Raw genomic sequence first — 20246 nt, 5'->3', positions numbered from 1 at the left:
TAATACTAGAATGGAAAACGAAATAGCTTTATACTAAAGATTCAGGGAAATCAGAAGAGGCATAATTTGCGTCCATTGTAGTTTATTTGTATAAAAAATGCTAAACTAATACTGTAAAAAAATACACTACAATGAATGCAGCCAAAAGGGGTGTAGGAGATGATTAGTCAACTTTCATGGAAAGTTGGAGGCCAACAAGGTGAAGGAATTGAAAGTACAGGGGAAATCTTCTGTATTGCATTAAACCGATTAGGATATTACCTATACGGTTACCGCCACTTCTCATCACGTATTAAAGGCGGCCATACAAATAATAAAATTCGTGTAAGTACAACAGAAGTACGTGCGATCTCAGATGATTTAGATATTTTAATTGCTTTTGATCAAGAAACAATTGATTTTAACTTCCACGAACTACGTCCGGGTGGAATTGTAGTTGCGGATGCGAAATTTAATCCAACAATACCTGATAATACAGATGTAAATCTATATGTGATACCGTTTACAGATATTGCTTCAGAGTTAGGCACATCATTAATGAAAAACATGGTTGCTGTTGGGGCATCTAGTGCGGTATTAGGATTAGACGAAACAGCGTATTTAGATGTTGTTGAAGAAATCTTTGGTCGTAAAGGAGAGCAAGTCGTTCAAAAGAATATGGAAGCCATTAAACGCGGCTCTCAATATATGAAAGAATTGCTTGGTGAAAAAGTAAACATGATGCAGCTTGAAAAAGCTGACGGTAAGAAACGCATGTTTATGATTGGAAACGACGCAATCGCATTTGGTGCAGTAGCTGGTGGTGCTCGCTTTATGTCTGCATATCCAATCACACCTGCATCTGAAATTATGGAATACTTAATTAAAAAGTTACCGAAAGTCGGCGGGACAGTAATCCAAACTGAGGATGAAATCGCAGCTTGTACAATGGCAATCGGCGCAAACTACGCTGGTGTTCGTACATTAACAGCATCTGCTGGTCCTGGTCTTTCTTTAATGATGGAAGCAATAGGTTTAGCAGGTATTACTGAAACACCGCTAGTTATCATTGATACACAACGTGGTGGTCCAAGTACGGGCTTACCAACAAAACAAGAGCAGTCTGACTTAATGGCTATGATTTACGGAACGCATGGTGAAATTCCAAAAATCGTAATGGCGCCAAGCACAGTTGAAGAAGCTTTCTATGATATTGTAGAAGCATTTAACTTAGCAGAAGAATATCAAGTGCCTGTTATCTTCTTAACAGATCTACAGCTTTCTTTAGGAAAGCAAACAGTAGAACCACTTAAGTTAGATAAAGTTGAAATTCGTCGCGGTAAGCTTGATTTAGAAGTAGAATTACCAGAACGTGAAAATAAAGCATACTTCAAGCGTTATGAAGTAACAGAAGATGGAATTTCACCACGTGTTTTACCTGGTATGAAAAATGGTATTCACCATGTTACAGGTGTAGAACATGATGAAACGGGTAAACCATCTGAATCAGCGTTAAATCGTAAAGAACAAATGGACAAACGTTTCCGTAAAATGGCGAACTTGCAGTTTAATACCCCTATTTACAAAAATGCTAAGCATGATGAAGCAGACGTATTGTTAGTTGGCTTTAACTCAACTCGTGGTGCGATCGAAGAGGCAATGCAGCGTTTGGAACAAGAAGGAATGAAAGTAAACCATGCCCATGTACGTTTAATTCATCCGTTCCCAACAGCTGAAATCGATCCACTTGTGAAAAAAGCGAAGCGTGTTGTAGTAGTAGAAAATAATGCAACTGGTCAGCTTGCTAACATTATGAAAATGAATCTTGGTAATGGTGAGAAAATTTCTAGTCTTTTAAAATATGACGGAAATCCATTCTTACCGAAAGAGATTTACAACGAATGCAAAAAAGGGGTTGTATTAAATGGCAACATTTAAGGACTTTCGTAACAGTGTAAAACCAAACTGGTGCCCAGGTTGCGGAGACTTCTCAGTGCAGGCTGCGATTCAACGTGCGGCAGCTAACGTTGGTTTAAATCCAGATGAGCTAGCTGTTATTTCTGGTATCGGCTGTTCAGGTCGTATTTCAGGCTACATTAATTCGTATGGTTTGCATAGTATTCACGGGCGTGCTCTTCCGATTGCACAAGGTGTGAAAATGGCAAATCGTGATTTAACAGTTATTGCATCCGGTGGTGACGGTGATGGTTTTGCGATTGGTATGGGACATACAATCCATTCTATTCGTCGTAACATTGACATTACGTACATTGTAATGGATAACCAAATTTACGGATTAACAAAAGGTCAAACTTCACCACGAAGTGAAGCTGGATTTAAAACGAAAAGTACACCACAAGGTTCAATTGAACCATCACTAAATGTTATGGAAATGGCTTTAACAGCTGGTGCGACATTTGTGGCGCAAAGCTTTTCAAGTGATTTGAAAGAACTAACACAAATTATTGAAGCTGGCATTAATCATAAAGGATTTTCATTAATTAACGTATTTAGTCCATGTGTTACTTACAATAAAGTAAATACTTATGATTGGTTTAAAGAGAATTTAACGAAACTAAGTACAGTAGAGGGATATGATCCATCTAATCGCATGATGGCTATGCAAACATTAATGGAAAAGAACGGGTTAGTAACAGGTTTAATTTATCAAAATACAAAGCAACCTTCTTACCAAGAACTTGTAAATGGCTATAGCGAGAAGCCTTTAGTGCAAGCTGATTTAAATATGGATCAGAAAATGTTTGATGAACTTGTTGCTGAATTTATGTAATATAAGAAGAGGAGGTTGCCATGTGGCAACCTTTTTTCATGAGAAAAATATAAGGCAGTCTTATTTACTTAGAAAATTCAGAATGGTAAAATAATATATAAATCGTTGTATGAAAATGGTGAGTTCATTGTATATGAAATGTAAGATCCAAACAGAGCCTCTTTCTTGTTAAAATTGGCGAAACGCTTCATACTATGGTAATGTTTATAAGGATAAAGCAATATGCTTTTGGGTAGGACAAAAAGAAATGTTAAAAGGGAATGTCTATTTGTGTGTGGGGAAGACTTCATTCTTATGAATGATTAGATTGATTACTCAAGTTTCAAAGGACAAGTTATCTCTCAAGCTATCTAACCATTTTTGAGGTGAGTCAAAGCGCATTAAAATGGACTATAGAATGTGTATAGTTAAGGGTGAAAGGAGATTACCGATGAACGAGCAACAACGATTAGCAAGTCAACAAGCAAATTCCTCTATGAAAAAAGAAGAGAAAGATTATAGTAAATACTTTGAAAGTGTATACCAACCACCTTCCTTAAAAGACGCGAAAAAACGAGGGAAAGAAGAAGTTAAAATTGAACGGGATTTTGGCTTACCTGAAGAGTTTCGCAATTTTGGTACAGGAAGAAAGTTCTATATTCGTACATATGGTTGTCAAATGAATGAACATGATACGGAAGTAATGGCGGGGATTTTTACCGCACTTGGATATGAGCCAACCTTTTCAACTGAAGATGCAGATGTAGTGTTATTAAATACTTGTGCCATTCGTGAAAATGCTGAAAATAAAGTGTTCGGTGAACTAGGTCATTTAAAGTCATTAAAACGAAGAAATCCGGACCTTTTAATTGGTGTATGTGGTTGTATGTCGCAAGAAGAATCCGTTGTAAATAAAATTATGCAAAAAAATCAGCATGTAGATATGGTGTTTGGAACGCATAATATTCATAGATTACCGTACATTCTAAAGGATGCAATGTTTTCGAAGGAGACGGTAGTTGAAGTTTGGTCAAAAGAAGGGGATGTAATTGAAAACCTTCCGAAAGTACGCCGTGGCGATATTAAAGCTTGGGTAAATATTATGTATGGCTGTGATAAGTTCTGTACATATTGTATTGTGCCGTATACACGTGGAAAAGAGCGAAGCAGACGTCCAGAAGACATTATCCAAGAAATCCGCCATTTAGCTGCGAATGGTTATAAAGAAATTACGTTACTTGGACAGAACGTAAATGCATATGGTAAAGACTTTGAAGATTTTGAATACGGACTTGGCGATTTAATGGACGAACTCCGTAAAGTTGATATTGCCCGTATTCGTTTTACAACGAGCCATCCACGCGATTTCGATGATCACTTAATTGAAGTGCTTGGAAAAGGTGGAAACTTAGTAGAACATATTCACTTACCAGTTCAATCTGGAAGCACAGAGATGTTGAAAATTATGGCGCGTAAATATTCACGTGAGCATTATTTAGAGCTTGTAAGAAAAATTAAAGAAGCAATTCCAAACGCGGTATTAACGACTGATATTATCGTCGGTTTCCCAAATGAAACTGATGAGCAATTTGAAGAAACGATGTCGTTATATCGTGAAGTAGGATTTGATACTGCCTTTACCTTTATTTATTCTCCGCGCGAAGGTACACCAGCTGCGAAGATGAAAGATAATGTACCGATGGAAGTGAAGAAAGAACGTCTTCAACGCTTAAATACATTAGTAAATAAATTGGCAGTTGAAAAGAATGATCGTTATAAAGGTCAAATTGTAGAAGTGTTAGTTGATGGGGAAAGTAAAAATAACGCGGAAGTACTTGCAGGTTATACTCGTACGAATAAACTTGTAAACTTCGTTGCGCCAAAATCTTTAATTGGTCAGCTAGTGAAAGTAAAAGTAACGGATGCGAAAACTTGGTCTCTTAACGGAGAATTAGTTGAAGAGCCGATTGAGGTGGAATAATAGATGAAAGTATATACGAAAGATGAAATTGTTGAGCAAGCGAAAGAATTAGCAAAAATGATTTCTGAAACAGAAGAAGTTGATTTCTTTAAGAAAGCAGAGGCGCAAATTCATAAAAATGAAAATGTAAAGCGCGCAATTGATGAAATTAAAGCACTGCAAAAGCAAGCAGTAAACTTGCAGCATTACGGGAAATGGGAAGCTTTGAAAAAAGTAGAAGCTGAAATTGATGCATTGCAAGATAAGTTGGATAGTATCCCAGTTGTACAAGAATTTAAATCTTCACAAACATATGTAAATGACTTACTACAGCTAGTTGCCAGTACGATTTCTAACAACGTAACAGATGAAATATTAATTTCAACTAATGGTGATGTATTGAAGGGTGAAACGGGCGCAGAGGTAGAAAGTAAAAAAGGAAATTGTGGTTGTTAAAGAGATGTCGAATTGACATCTCTTTTTTTAGTAGGTTAAACGTAAGTTCTTCTCGAAAAAAGAATGACACATTCCGCTATTGTCACGCATATGATTAAGTGAATAGTGATTGAGGAGGGTTACGAATGTCCGAATTTAGAGAGATTATTACAAAAGCAGTGGTTGGAAAAGGACGTAAGTATACAAAGTCAACGCATACATGTGAATCGAATAATGAGCCAACAAGTATTTTAGGGTGCTGGGTAATTAACCACTCGTACGAAGCAAGAAAGAATGGAAAGCATGTGGAAATTGAAGGTTTCTATGATGTGAACACTTGGTATTCGTTTGATGGTAATACAAAGACAGAAGTTGTAACAGAACGTGTGAACTACACTGATGAAGTGAGTATTGGGTATCGTGATAAAAACTTTTCTGGTGATGATTTAGAAATTATTGCTCGTGTCATTCAGCCACCAAATTGTTTAGAAGCTCTTGTATCACCAAATGGTAATAAAATCGTTGTGACTGTAGAACGTGAATTTGTAACAGAAGTAGTTGGCGAAACGAAAATTTGTGTAAGTGTAAATCCTGAAGGGTGTGTAGAATCAGACGAAGATTTCCAAATCGATGATGATGAGTTTGAAGAATTAGATCCGAACTTTATCGTTGATGCAGAAGAAGAGTAATAGAAAGCTAGGGAGAAGTTCTTCCTAGCTTTTTACTTTACATAAGTAGTGCTTGAATGACCATGATTCCTTATGAAATGTGCTATAATGAAGAAAGACTCCTGAAATAGGAGATATGGATGTCCGTGAAGTGTGACATATATGAATATAGATTATTATGTAAGAATTATGGAGGATAAGTATGACGCAATATACGCCTATGATACAGCAATATTTAAAGGTTAAGGCAGACTATCAAGATGCCTTTTTATTTTTCCGATTAGGTGATTTTTATGAAATGTTCTTTGAAGATGCGGTTAAAGCAGCTCATGAACTTGAAATTACATTAACGAGCCGAGATGGTGGTAGTAGTGATCGTATACCGATGTGCGGTGTACCACATCATGCAGCTAAAAATTATATTGAGCAACTTGTTGAAAAAGGATATAAAGTAGCTGTTTGTGAGCAAGTGGAAGATCCAAAAACAGCTAAAGGTGTAGTGCGCCGTGAAGTCGTACAACTCATTACGCCAGGAACGATGATGGAAGGGCGTACGATTGATGAGAAAGAAAATAACTTCTTAGCAGCATTAACACATTTTGAAGATGGATCGTATGCTTTAGCTTGTAATGATTTAACGACTGGACAAAATACAGTAACGTTGTTAACAGGTTCAGTAGAAGACATTTTATTAGAAGTGTATGCAACTGGTTCAAAAGAAATTGTTGTAGACTCTACATTTTCAAAAGATGAATTAAATAAATTAACTGAAACATTAAAAATGACGATTTCGTATGAAGATGCAATAACTATTCCTGAAGGATTAGAACACCTTGTGAAAAATGTTTCACAAGCAAAGTTAATTAAAGCAATTGGACGCTTATTTAACTATGTGATAAGAACACAAAAACGTTCATTAGATCACTTGCAACCAGTGGAAATTTATTATACGAACCAATTTATGAAAATTGATGTGCATTCAAAGCGAAATTTAGAACTGACAGAAACACTTCGAACAAAAGAAAAAACAGGATCATTATTATGGCTATTAGATAAAACGAAAACAGCTATGGGTGGTCGAATGTTAAAACAGTGGATGGAACGCCCACTTATTCAAAAAGAAAAAGTTGAAGAGCGTTTAGAAATGGTTGAAACGTTTGTAAATGATTACTTCTTACGTGAAGATTTAAAAGAAAAGTTAAAAGAAGTATATGATTTAGAACGTTTAGCAGGGAAAGTTGCATTTGGTAATGTGAATGCACGGGACTTATTACAGTTAAGACGATCTTTACTTCAAGTACCAGCTATTTTAGAAGCGATTAGTTTGTTAGATAATGCTTATGCAGCAAGGTTAATTCAAGGTGCGGATCCATGTGAGAGCTTAACTGAATTACTAGGAAGAAGTATTCAAGAAAACCCACCGCTTTCTATTAAAGATGGAGATATTATTAAAGACGGTTATAATGACAAGCTTGATCAATATCGTTACGTTAGTAAAAATGGAAAAACGTGGATCGCTGAGCTTGAAAAACGAGAGCGTGATATTACAGGAGTTAAATCATTAAAAATCGGGTACAACCGTATTTTCGGTTATTACATTGAAGTAACGAAAGCGAACCTTGCAGCATTACCAGAAGGCCGCTATGAGCGTAAACAAACACTTGCTAATGCTGAACGTTTCATAACAGATGAGCTGAAAGAAAAAGAAACGTTAATCTTAGAAGCAGAAGAAAAAATTGTACAACTAGAATACGATTTATTTACAGCGCTTCGTGAAGAAGTAAAAGTATTTATTCCGAAATTACAGCATTTAGCGAAAGTAATTAGTGAATTAGACGTACTGCAAAGTTTCGCGACAGTTAGTGAAGAAGAACAGTTTGTAAAACCTGTTTTAACAACTAAGCGCGAAATCTTTATTAAAGATGGTCGTCATCCTGTCGTTGAAAAAGTATTGAACGGGAAATTGTATGTACCGAATGATTGTATTATGCCGGAGAAGATGGATGTCTTTTTAATTACAGGACCGAACATGTCTGGTAAAAGTACGTATATGAGACAATTAGCACTTGTAACTGTTATGTCGCAAATCGGTTGTTTCGTACCAGCAACAGAAGCGGTATTACCTGTATTCGATCAAATCTTTACGAGAATTGGTGCAGCGGATGATTTAATCTCAGGTCAAAGTACATTTATGGTTGAAATGTTAGAAGCGAAAAATGCAATTGCAAATGCATCAGAAAGAAGTTTAATTTTATTCGATGAAATTGGACGCGGTACATCTACGTATGATGGTATGGCACTTGCACAAGCAATCATTGAACATATTCATGACCAAATTGGTGCGAAAACATTATTCTCTACACATTATCATGAATTAACGGTGTTAGAAGAAAGTTTAGACCAACTAAAAAATGTACACGTTTCAGCTATTGAAGAGAACGGAAAAGTAGTATTCCTTCATAAAATTCAAGATGGAGCAGCTGATAAAAGTTACGGAATTCACGTTGCGCAACTTGCGGAGCTTCCAGATAGCTTAATCGCTCGTGCGAAAGAAGTGTTAGCGCAACTAGAAGGACAAGAAGAAATTATTATTCCAAAGCGTACAGAAGTGAAAGTACAAGAAGTTGCTCCAGAACCAGCTGTTGTAAAAGAAGAACCAGCAGAAATACAAGAGACGAAAGTAGAGACTGAGGAAGAATCGCAATTATCATTCTTTGGTGGAGAACAGTCTTCAAAAAAACAAGACAATTCAGTTCTAGATGCAAAAGAAACGGCAGTACTTGCGCAAATTAAAAAAATTGATTTACTTGATATGACACCTTTAGAGGCGATGAACGAACTGTATCGCTTGCAGAAAAAGTTAAAGAAAGGATGAGTAAGTAGATGGGGAAAATTCGCAAACTCGATGACCAACTCTCTAACTTAATTGCGGCAGGGGAAGTAGTAGAGCGCCCTGCCTCAGTCGTAAAAGAACTTGTGGAAAATTCTATCGATGCGAATAGTACATCTATTGAAATCCACTTAGAAGAAGCTGGTTTATCGAAAATTCGCATCATTGATAATGGAGATGGCATTGCAGAAGAAGATTGTATCGTCGCTTTTGAACGACATGCGACGAGCAAAATTAAAGATGAGAACGATCTGTTTCGCATCAGAACACTCGGTTTCCGTGGTGAGGCATTGCCGAGTATTGCCTCAGTTAGTGAATTAGAATTAATCACTAGCACAGGCGATGCGCCTGGTACACACCTTATGATTAAAGGTGGAGACATTATAAAGCAGGAGAAAACAGCGAGCAGAAAAGGAACAGATATTACAGTACAAAACTTATTCTTTAATACACCAGCGCGTCTTAAATATATGAAGACCATTCATACAGAGCTTGGGAATATTACAGATATCGTGTATCGTATCGCAATGTCACACCCAGAAGTATCGTTAAAGCTGTTTCATAATGAAAAGAAATTGCTTCACACATCAGGAAATGGTGATGTAAGACAAGTACTTGCATCGATTTACAGTATTCAAGTTGCGAAGAAGCTTATTCCAATTGAAGCTGAATCTTTAGATTTCACAATTAAAGGTTATGTAACATTACCAGAAGTAACGAGAGCATCTCGAAATTATATGTCAACGATCGTGAATGGCCGTTACGTTCGAAATTTCGTATTAATGAAAGCTATTCAGCAAGGATACCATACATTACTGCCAGTTGGACGATATCCAATAGGCTTCTTATCGATTGAAATGGATCCAATGCTTGTTGACGTTAACGTACATCCAGCGAAATTAGAAGTTCGTTTTAGTAAAGAACAAGAATTGCTAAAGCTTATCGAAGAAACGTTGCAAGCAGCATTTAAAAAAATACAGCTCATTCCAGATGCAGGTGTAACAACGAAGAAAAAAGAAAAAGATGAAAGTGTGCAAGGACAGTTCCAATTTGAGCATGCGAAGCCGAAAGAGCCATCTATGCCGGACATCATTTTACCGACGGGCATGGATGAAAAACGAGAAGAACCACTGGCAGTAAAACAGCCAGCACAACTGTGGCAACCGCCGAAGCAAGAATGGCAACCACCACAGTCGCTCGTAAGAGAAGAACAAAGCTGGCAGCCATCCTCTAAGCCGGTAATAGAAAAAACGGTTCGAGAGGAAAAGGAATGGACTAGCAACGATGACGATTTTGAATTAGAGGAATTGGAAGAAGAAGTTCACGAAATAAAAGAGATTGAAATGAACGGTAATGATTTACCACCGCTTTATCCAATTGGACAAATGCACGGAACATATATTTTTGCTCAAAATGATAATGGGTTATATATGATTGATCAGCACGCAGCGCAGGAACGTATCAATTATGAATATTTCCGTGATAAAGTAGGAAGAGTAGCGCAAGAAGTACAAGAACTACTTGTACCGTACCGTATTGACTTATCTCTTACTGAATTTTTACGTGTCGAAGAGCAGTTAGAAGAATTAAAAAAAGTTGGACTATTTTTAGAACAGTTTGGCCATCAATCCTTTATCGTCCGCTCGCACCCAACGTGGTTCCCGAAAGGACAAGAAACAGAAATCATTGATGAAATGATGGAGCAAGTTGTAAAACTGAAAAAAGTAGATATAAAAAAACTACGCGAAGAAGCAGCGATTATGATGAGCTGTAAAGCTTCAATTAAAGCAAATCAATATTTAACGAACGATCAAATATTTGCTTTACTTGAAGAACTACGTACAACAACAAATCCATACACATGCCCGCACGGAAGACCAATTCTTGTGCATCATTCTACTTATGAGTTGGAGAAGATGTTTAAGAGGGTTATGTAGGGTTAATGTCCAAAGAGAAAAAGTTCGTTCCCAGTTATTTGAAACGGTTTGAAAGTGCCTAGTATTATTTATATGTGTTGAAAGAAAATAAATATGTAATAGCAATGTTCTTTACAGTTATTTTAATAAAATATTGAGAGAAATAAAAAGGAGCGATAGTAACAAATCGCTCCTTTTTAATATAATTCTTTTGCAACTATATTTTAAAAATTCATTTATAAACTAGAGATAACCTATTTGTAATTTATATGTGTTTTTTTATTTTTTTGTAAGGAAAGGGTTTTTAATTTACAGATTTATCAGAATTATGTAAAGTGTAGATAAAGCCATAAAATGGGGTGTTCTTTATGTGTACTAGTTTGACATTACAGACAAAAAATGGTCAGCATCTTTTTGCAAGAACGATGGATTTCACATTAGATTTGAATCAAGAAGTAATAATCATTCCTCGACATTACCAGTGGAATAATATAACTGGTGAAATCATTAATACGAAACATGCTACGGTCGGAATGGGGATTAATCATCAAGGAAGGATCATTATGGCGGACGGAGTAAATGAAGCAGGTATGACATGTGCAACACTCTATTTTCCAGGATTCGCTACTTATAGTCAAAGCATAGATGACAACAAAACGAATTTAGCTCCATTTGATTTTGTGACTTGGAGTCTGACACAATTCAATTCTGTCAAAGAGTTAAAGAAATCTGTAGATAGCCTTACCTTTTTGGATATACCATTACCGGATTTAGGACTTACGCCACCACTACATTGGATTTTAGCGGATAAATGGGGAGATTGCATCGTACTGGAGCCGACAAATGAAGGATTAAAAATGTATGACAACCCACTAGGAGTGATGACGAATAGTCCGGAGTTTAATTGGCATTTGCAAAATTTAAGACAATATATTGGCCTTAAATCGCAGCCATTCGCGCCAACTGAGTGGAGTAACTTACCATTAAGTGCTTTTGGTCAAGGTTCAGGCTCAATGGGACTTCCAGGGGATTTCACCCCGCCATCAAGGTTTGTGCGGGCAGCATATGGCAAACAAAACATTCAAGGTATAGATAGTGAAGAAGAGGGAGTATCGGCCCTATTTCATATCTTATCAAATTGCGAGGTTCCTAAAGGTGGAGTAATAACAGAAGAAGGTGCATTAGATAATACCATTTATACAAGTGTAATGTGTATGGAGTCTGGAACATATTATTATCATACCTACGATTGTAGACAAATTATAGCCATTCATTTATTCCATGAAAATTTAGATACAGATGAGATTAAAGCCTATCCATTCCAACGGAAACAAAAAATATTTTATGAAAACTAAGTAGCTTTGAAACAACGTTTAGTAAATTTTTAAATATATATAATAGAGCAATAATGCCTATATCATTCTTGGGTGCTTCTTTAACTTTGTGATTCATCAATCTACTCCTTTCTTCAATGACTCCAACGAGTAAAATTTTGCTGGTAGGAACATTGGCTAAGGATTAGTGGAAGTGGACTTTATTTCCTAATGTATTCGAATAGTATTATCCTGAATAGCTCTGAAGACGCTAAGAAACTTATTTTTTCATTAAACTAGCTTTTATTTCTTCTAGAAGTGCCATTAAAGTGCTATTATGCAAAGCAAACATGAGCGTACTCTATTTATAAATAGCAAAGAACAAAAAAGGTATGGAAAATATCCATACCTTATATTAATAATTCAAGTTCGTCCATTATCTATGTATAAAAAAGCGCCGTATATCAGCACTTTTTAAAGGTACGTAAATTGTATAATAAGGATTTCTACATTATTAAACACATAACTATGCATGGCCAAATATTGATTCTTATTTGTTTAATTGTTATAAGGATCTATACGATTATTTATTTTTATTATTATTAATTTTTTCAGTATATAAAACCTGCTCTTTATAATGCTTTTTAATTGGGAAGTTATGTGTACCTGTGCCGTTCTTGAATTTTTTTTCAATGGGGTTCTTTAGAGGGACTGTTGTAGTTTCAGTAAATTCATATGGGTAATTTATTTTAGATTTATCTTCAAACATGAAAATGCCTCCTTTTTAGGATTTCCTAAATTCTTTACTATAACATGATATGCATATAGAGTTTTTTTGGACTAGTTATTTATATAGGTTAGAACAATTTAATTACATAACTACTGAAATATTTTTAAGGAAAACAATTGGAGAAATATATTGTAATGATAGCTGTGCATTATTATTGTTGTTTAAGTTATCGTGGTGTGTTCGAAATTCTGTGGGGACGTAGCATATTGGTCTATCTAATAACCATTATGTGATGAGTTCTTTTATTTATCAGTGAAACAAACAATGCATATATATTCGTTATAGATTGTTTTTATAATGTGACTTATATGGGATTTTCCTGATAATATAATGTGGAATATTATATTGTTATTAGGTTATTAGGAACATTTAATGTTGTTTCACAACTGAAAGCGAATTGAAAAAGAAATGAAACTTTTCTCATAAAAATTCAATCTTACTTGAAAAATGAAAGGAAAATGAAATTTTCCAAAAGAAATTCTTTGTTAAGATAAAAAGCATACATAAAAAAAGTATTGACATATCTTAAAAATGTGTTTTCAAGATATAGTGGGGGAAAAGATGAGAATAGAAAAACAATTAATAAAAAAGATGTATTATGAAACATTCCTAATGGAAAACGAAACACATCCACCTCTTCAAGTACTAGGAGAAGCTTATGTAAACGAAGAAAAAAATGAGATTTCTGATGGATCTTATATTCGTTTTGCACAAGGTGAATTTTATTATCACCATCAAGATTTTGAAGCAGCTATTTTTAAATGGGAGAAAGTTAGTAATGAATTAGCGCCATGGGCACAAAAAAATATTGCGGATGCTTACTTCGAACTTAACCAATTATCAGTTGCTGAAAATGTGTATACTTCCATTACTACTGATAACAAAATACTTATGACCGAAATTGTACTGCAATTACTGTCTCTTTACATCGAGCAAAATAATTTTGATTCAGCTTTCGCTGTTATAAAAGAAGCGGTTTCTTTAAATCCCGATTATCCAAACGTCACAACAATTGCACGTTCCTTTTATGAAGAACAGCAAGATTTTGATAGTGCAGTAGAGCTGGCTGTGAACGAGTTAATTCGAACAGAATCTTATCCATGGTTTGAGGTTCTAAAAGAATATATCAATAAAGGATTTACTAAAAATATTTCACCAGATTATTTTTATAAAGTATTAGTAACATTAAATAATGTAGATCAAGTACAATTTACGCAAATAGTTTCATCACTTTGGCGCAGCTATAAAGATGAACAAAATTACTTATTATGGCTTAACACAATAAATGAATTTTTTATACATATCGAAATACATTCGTCCGATATATGGGACAAAATTTCTTCACTTTACGAAGAAACATACTTTGAATTAATTCAAGGTCAATATATGCTTAGACAATTACACGATATCATTCCAAATCTGTTAACAAATTGGTTAAAAGTAGTCAATCCCTCTCATGCTGTATTTCCATCTGCAGCAGTATTGGCATGGGATGAGATTTTTCCTTCTAAAATAGATTCAGCGGATATAAAAGACGCGGAAAACCTACTGTCATATTCTATTAATCATGTGAATGGCTTAGAGTATAGTTTACATCTTTTTGAATCTATTACAGACTGGGCACAAGAACATGATTTAGAAATGGGTCACCGATTTAGCTGGTTAGTTGGCGAGCTTGCAGATTTAAGAACAAATCGCCTATTAGTAACTGGAACTTCAGGAAACGGAAAAGCGTCGTTTATTAACTCTATTTTAGGAGAAAATATATTAGAAAACTCAATCTCAAATGTGGTTGTTTTTAAAAATGACGCTTATACAGAAATTAACGCTATAACAGATTCGGAAATTACAACAACTGAGAATTTCTCTGATTTCCATAACATGATGGCAGTGCACCGTCAAACATATAGAGATAGAGCATGTGTTGAATTTAAATTACCATGCAGATTTTTAAGTAAAAACAAACTTACATTCGTTGTTACACCTAGCTTTAATAGGAACAATGATGCAAGAGATGAGGTATTTGAATATTTAAATTCCGTAGATGAATTATTATTCGTATTGAATGCGGATTCACCTTTTACTGACAAAGAACGTGACATTCTATTAAGTATTCAAGAACATACACCAAATCTACAAGTTCATTTCTTATTAAATAAAATCGATAACATTTACAATGAAGCAGAAGCAAAAAGAGTTATACAAGATACGCAAGTGAGAATAAATACATATTTCCCTAATGCAAGAGTTTTCCCTTATTCTTCGTTATATACAAATAGTAAACAATTAAACGATTTAACTGAGTTTATTCATTTTAACTTTAACTATAAAAATATCGATGCAGAACGTAATGAAAAGCTATTGTTTTTCATTCGAAAAACAATTACATATCTTTTGGATAAACGCGTCGAGAAGGAAAATAATCTAGTGGATTCTATTAATTGGAATGAAGATACGTTAGTTAAACTTAATGGTTGTATTAATAACCTTACTGCTTTTGAGAAGGAAAAAATTCATTTAATTACAGAATCATATCGTACGATGAAAAATGAAATTACTAATGATCTTACAGAACATATTCCGAAACTATTGCAGAGTTGTTCCGATTTAATTAGTGAAGAAAGCGATTTTGGTCACATTGATATTGCACTAAACACAGCGATGAATGAAAGAGTGCAACAATATCTAGAACAAACTGTATTACCTAATCTTGCTCGCTCTATGCAAAATTGGATTGCAACTTCTAATAACGAACTCCTTCAAAGTCAATTGTACTTAGAAGAAACCAGTGAAGGGCTTAATTCTTTATTTGGAGAAAATCGAATACAGTTAGAATGTGACTTTAAAGTAATTGATGACTGGCGTAGAGATACTGATAGAATGACAACTAGAATACAAATGGAAGAGGTAAATATTTTACGTCGATTTACACCAGCGCAATTTTTACTGAAAAGTGCCGGTAAATTATTTGGAGTTCTTCCTAAAAATAAAGCTATGCTATATAATAAATACAAACAGTATTTAGAAAATGAAGATTATACCGATGTAACGGCTTCTATTATGAAGAAGTTTTTCTTGCAATTTGAGCTGTTTGAAAATACACAAGAGCGGGATATTAATATGTTCTTTAGAAATCCATTTGGCGCGTTGGAACAAGCTGTAAAAAACACTCATTTAGAAATAAAAGAAAAACAAGATAAACTGCATAAAATGAAATCAACCCCTGAAGTTTACCATGATCCTATAAAGCTCTTTGAATTGAGGTTACGTCAATGTGAAGTAATTTTAAATATAGGTGATGATAATACCTATACAGATGTAACTTTAGAAACAAGCGTAGAATAAAAGTAAAATATATCAGTTTTTTTATATGAAATTGCACCATGTGTTATAAGAAAGTAAAAAGGGAGCAGCTTTTAATAAGTTGCTCCCTTCGCATATATAGATTATTTTTCAGTTTCTTTAATTTTAGTTTTTACTTCTCCAGTTTTAATTTTATTACTTTCTGAGAAACGTAATAAATCGCCTTCAATAATTTTGTCAGACATTCGTAATTCATTTTGTGCACGGTTAATGAGTGCTTGTGCTTCTTTTTTTGGTAAATCTACAATTTCACCTGTTATGCGGTCATAGAAAGTGTTGTTTGTGTATGCATACTTGTCTGTAATAAAGCTACCATCACGTAAAACAACAAAACCGGTATATTCATCTGAAAACATATCATGACCAAAACGGATATCGTTCGTAGTATCAATCCCTAATAAATTTAGAATAGTAGGTTTCATATCGATTTGTCCCGTAGGCTTTGAAATCGTTTGACCTTCTGTTTGGCCAGGCATATGAATATATAAAGGTGTACGTTGTAAATTTAAAGTATCAAATTCTGTTATTTGATCTTTTTCTAAAAACTGTGCCATTGCGCGATTATGTTTTTCAGAAATGCCATAATGATCACCATACAAAACAATAATAGAATCATCATATATTCCCTCGGCTTTTAAACGCTCAATAAATTTTTTAATTGATTCGTCTAGGTAACGTGCTGTTACGATATAACGATCAAACACGCCATTACCAGAGTTATATGGTTCAATGAATTTTGTATCTTCATCATACGTAAATGGATAATGGTTCGTTAAAGTAAGGAAACGAGCGTAAAATGGTTGATCAACAGTTTTTAATATATCTACTGATTGATCAAAGTATTCGATATCTTTTAAGCCCCAATTTAAATTTGTTTCTGGCGTAATTTTGTAATCAAGTTCATTATAGTAACGATCATAACCGAGAGCAGAGTACATGATATTACGATTCCAAAATGTTGCGTTATTCGCATGGAATACAGAAGTAAAATAGCCTTGCTGACGTAAAATTTCTGGAGTCGCAGTATAATCATTGTTACCGTGCGTGAAGAATACAGCTCCTCGATTTAATGGATACAACGATGTATCTATTAGAAATTCAGAATCTGATGTTTTTCCTTGCCCAGTTTGGTGGAAAAAGTTATCAAAGTAATAGCTTTCATTTATGAATTCATTCAAGAACGGTGTAACTTCTTGACCATTGACGGATGCACCTATTAAAAAGGTTTGCAAGGATTCAAGAGTAACGACAATTACGTTTTTTCCTTTCGCTGCACCAAACATATTAGGATTTGGTTCACTTTGGTTTGCTTTTACGTAGTTTTCAGTTTCTTGTAATTTACTACTATCTGCAAGTGCCTTTTGGGATCCTGCTTTTACTTGTAGTGTTAAATCATATACTTGATGAGTGTATAGTCCTAAATTTTTCACAAGCATTACGCGGTCGAAGGATCTCGTTAATAATTCAGGTCGTTCTTTTTCTGCAAGATGTAGATTCGCAAAAAATACACCAATCGTTAAAAGAAAATATAATAAGCGTGCAGAATGAGTTACACGTTCTGTTTTAAAGACTATTGCTTTCTTTTTTAATAAAATAAAGAAGAAAATAATGTCTACGAATGCGAGTATAATTTTGTAGTTCAATATTTCTATAATACTGCCGCCTAATTGGCCAAAGTTTGATGTTTGTCCAAGTACTGGCAACGTAACGAAATCATTATAAAAATCATAGAACATTACATTCCCAACAAGTACGATTGTTAATAAGAAATTAATACATAGCGCTATATAATTTCTCTTTTCACCGGTTGCAAATAATGCTAATCCAACAAATGCTAACGATGCAGCGAGAGGGCTAATAAACAAAATAAATTCTTGTGTAGAAGACTCAATTTTTAAATCAAAACTGAATCGCGTAATAAGATATGTTTTTAACCATACTGCTAAAGCAATTATTATAACAAAGCTTATATTTTGCATTTGTAAATTTATTTTATTCTTCATTTTTACACCTTCTTTATAGAGTTTATTTAACTGAGGTTATATATTATATTTTTATAACTATTAGAGTGTGGTGAACTATTTAGACTATATTTTTCTAAAGGTAATAATTTGAAGTATTCATATACATACAATGGAGAATTTTAAAGCGAAGTAACATAAATCTAATTTTTTTAGAAACGGAGCAGAAAAAGTCATAGTTGTAGTAAAAAATACTTATAGACATCCTAACATATTAAACCCTACGGCGATGTTACAAAATATCGAACAAATAAAAGTGAAAATGAATAGAGACTTGTAAAACTATTGACATTCAATTTGTTAGAATTGAATGTCAATAGTTTTACATACATGGTTATATTAAATATGTATCTTGTAAAATCCCGATTCTTTGTAGGTTAATCAGTAGCGAGGGAAGGATTTCATTCATGCTATTACTACATAAGTAAAGTACTGATGAAGCTCAAAATATTTGATTGGTATTTAAATTATAGCGATTAAATGTCAGACAAGTGTTTTCCGACATACAGACCGCTTGCGGCTGCTTGAGATAATGAATGAGTGACGCCTGAACAATCTCCAATTAAAAATAGCCCATTCATACTTGTTTCAAAATAGTTATTGATTTTTATTGTAGGAGCGTAGAACTTGCCATCAATTCCATATAATAAAGTATCTTGATCGATAGGCTCTTGTATAAATTGTTCTAAACGTAATAAAAATTTTTTGAGTCCTTCAATATATAATGGAGGAATTTCTTTATTCAAATCTCCATAATCTCCGTGTAGTGTAGGCTGTATACGATTATGTTTCATGTTGTTCTCCGCTGTAGGTTGTTTCTTTATTAAGTCCTCTAAACGCTGTATAACAATCCGATCTCGTCCTTGGTTAATGTTTTTAATAATTGAACTTGCGTATACATTTGCTTCTTTGAGAGTTGGAAAATAGCGCGGGATAAATAAAGTGAAATTTAAGTTAGAAGTGCCAGTTTCTTGCTCTCGGAAATTTTGACCGTCAGGCATAATCAAGCCGTCTTCGTACTTTCGAATAATGCGTCCTTTTGGATTCATACAGTAAGTAGTAGCCGTGAAAAGTTCATGCTCATAAGAAAGTTTCGTCTCAAATGTATCTTTTAATATAGTACGTAATTGGTGTTCTTTCATCTCTACTCTAATACCTAAATCTACACGAGTTTGCTCTTGAGAAATATTTAGAGAAGTGCACATTTCTTTTAACCAATCCGCCCCGGAACGTCCTGTTGCAAATACGATTTGCTTAGATTGAACTATTCCTTGATTTGTATCTATTTTAAAATGATTTTTCTGTTTCATGATATGCTCTACATCTATATGAAATCGGATATTTATTTTCGTAAGTAAAAATTCGTAGAGCTGCTGAAAAATGTTACTTGAAAGTGTAGTGCCAAGATGCCTTACTTCTGTTGTCAGCATTTGTAAACCACATGTCTCAGCTCTCTTAGTGAGATTTAGATTTTCTGTAGAATATTTTGAAACCGAACTTCCGCCAAACTGACATAGAATTTCATCTACTTCAGCCATGAGTTGTATAAAAGCTTTTTTACCTACTTTTTGCTCGAGTTCGCCTCCAAATCCATTTGTATAATTAAATTTCCCTTCAGACTTTCCTAAACCACCAAATCCGAAATATTTATCACATGTGTTACAGTTACACGTTTTCCCTTGGTCTAAAGGACAATTCCGATGTTCTAGCGGTTTACCTTTATCAAGAATTAAAATGTTTTTGTTACTTTTAGCTAATGCATAAGCCATAAAAATGCTACTCACTCCAGCTCCGATAATTGTAACGTCATACATATTTTTCCACCTGCTAACGAATAGTTTATTTGCTATTTTCCTAGTGTATAACAAATTATGAAAGGTAGGAAATAGAAATAGCATTAAGCTCTGTATACAGTTATTTCATTGAAGGATTGTGACTAAATATTGGTTTTGCCGATAAAGTTATTAATTGTGAAAAAATAAATAACGAAAATGCACAGCTTTTAGAACTAAATAAATCTGAGAAAAGAAAAGCAACTTATACGAAACGATCAGTTACTTTTTATTGTCAAAGTGGATGAGCAAAAAAACACAAAAGTGGTGGGTCCGTTTTTTACAAACTTCTATTATGATAAGAGAAGA

General features: G+C 34.2%; 12 protein-coding genes and 1 pseudogene. 10 read left to right on the top strand and 3 right to left on the bottom strand.

Going from position 1 to position 20246, the window contains the following annotated elements:
- Positions 1-159: 159 nt before the first annotated feature.
- The 8 genes from ACP6L7_RS15395 to ACP6L7_RS15360 all read left to right on the top strand — a co-directional run bounded on the left by ACP6L7_RS15395 (position 160) and on the right by ACP6L7_RS15360 (position 11973).
- Positions 160-1917, top strand: coding sequence for a 2-oxoacid:acceptor oxidoreductase subunit alpha (locus ACP6L7_RS15395; RefSeq protein WP_097830994.1), 1758 nt, complete (start codon positions 160-162; stop codon positions 1915-1917).
- Positions 1904-2770: a 2-oxoacid:ferredoxin oxidoreductase subunit beta gene (locus tag ACP6L7_RS15390; protein WP_097830995.1), complete on the top strand. Its 867-nt coding sequence runs from the start codon at positions 1904-1906 to the stop codon at positions 2768-2770. Before ACP6L7_RS15395 ends, ACP6L7_RS15390 begins: the two co-directional genes overlap by 14 nt.
- 430 nt (positions 2771-3200) lie before the next feature.
- Entirely contained in the window at positions 3201-4730 is a 1530-nt protein-coding gene (gene miaB / locus ACP6L7_RS15385; RefSeq protein ID WP_097830996.1) for a tRNA (N6-isopentenyl adenosine(37)-C2)-methylthiotransferase MiaB, read from the top strand.
- A 3-nt stretch (positions 4731-4733) separates the two neighbouring features.
- Positions 4734-5165, top strand: a complete 432-nt coding sequence (locus tag ACP6L7_RS15380) for a YlbF/YmcA family competence regulator (RefSeq protein ID WP_097830997.1) — start codon at positions 4734-4736, stop codon at positions 5163-5165.
- A 125-nt stretch (positions 5166-5290) separates the two neighbouring features.
- Positions 5291-5833: an outer spore coat protein CotE gene (gene cotE, locus ACP6L7_RS15375; protein ID WP_001288800.1), complete on the top strand. Its 543-nt coding sequence runs from the start codon at positions 5291-5293 to the stop codon at positions 5831-5833.
- 181 nt (positions 5834-6014) lie between these two features.
- On the top strand, positions 6015-8687 hold the full coding sequence (gene mutS / locus ACP6L7_RS15370; protein ID WP_097830998.1) for a DNA mismatch repair protein MutS: 2673 nt from the start codon (positions 6015-6017) through the stop codon (positions 8685-8687).
- An 8-nt stretch (positions 8688-8695) separates the two neighbouring features.
- Positions 8696-10639, top strand: coding sequence for a DNA mismatch repair endonuclease MutL (gene mutL, locus ACP6L7_RS15365; RefSeq protein WP_097830999.1), 1944 nt, complete (start codon positions 8696-8698; stop codon positions 10637-10639).
- A 347-nt stretch (positions 10640-10986) separates the two neighbouring features.
- Positions 10987-11973 carry a choloylglycine hydrolase family protein gene (locus ACP6L7_RS15360; protein ID WP_088064271.1) on the top strand — a complete coding sequence of 329 codons (987 nt, stop codon included), beginning with the start codon at positions 10987-10989 and terminating at the stop codon, positions 11971-11973.
- Between the two features lie 541 nt (positions 11974-12514).
- Here the strand turns inward: ACP6L7_RS15360 and ACP6L7_RS15355 are convergent.
- Positions 12515-12700: a hypothetical protein gene (locus ACP6L7_RS15355; protein WP_097831000.1), complete on the bottom strand. Its 186-nt coding sequence runs from the start codon at positions 12698-12700 to the stop codon at positions 12515-12517.
- Between the two features lie 582 nt (positions 12701-13282).
- On the opposite strand from ACP6L7_RS15355, the gene ACP6L7_RS15350 reads away from it, so the two are divergent.
- Positions 13283-16066, top strand: coding sequence for a dynamin family protein (locus tag ACP6L7_RS15350; RefSeq protein WP_097831001.1), 2784 nt, complete (start codon positions 13283-13285; stop codon positions 16064-16066).
- A gap of 101 nt (positions 16067-16167) precedes the next feature.
- Here the strand turns inward: ACP6L7_RS15350 and ACP6L7_RS15345 are convergent, their stop codons facing one another.
- Together ACP6L7_RS15345 and ACP6L7_RS15340 are read right to left on the bottom strand one after the other, a co-directional pair.
- Positions 16168-18087, bottom strand: a complete 1920-nt coding sequence (locus ACP6L7_RS15345) for an LTA synthase family protein (RefSeq protein WP_097831002.1) — start codon at positions 18085-18087, stop codon at positions 16168-16170.
- 494 nt (positions 18088-18581) lie between these two features.
- The gene (locus ACP6L7_RS15340; RefSeq protein WP_098361640.1) at positions 18582-19919 is read right to left on the bottom strand and encodes a BaiN/RdsA family NAD(P)/FAD-dependent oxidoreductase; all 1338 of its coding nucleotides are present in this window, start codon (positions 19917-19919) and stop codon (positions 18582-18584) included.
- 74 nt (positions 19920-19993) lie between these two features.
- Between ACP6L7_RS15340 and ACP6L7_RS15335 the strand changes: the two are divergent.
- Positions 19994-20128 (top strand): annotated as a pseudogene (locus ACP6L7_RS15335) (GntR family transcriptional regulator); the annotation flags it as partial.
- Positions 20129-20246 lie beyond the last annotated feature (118 nt).

The organism is Bacillus silvicola, assembly GCF_050524305.1.
In the GTDB taxonomy this organism is placed as follows: Bacteria; Bacillota; Bacilli; order Bacillales; family Bacillaceae_G; genus Bacillus_A; species Bacillus_A cereus_AT.
The sequence above is the reverse complement of the archived record's forward strand: the minus strand, read 5'-3'. Positions and strand labels throughout refer to the sequence as shown.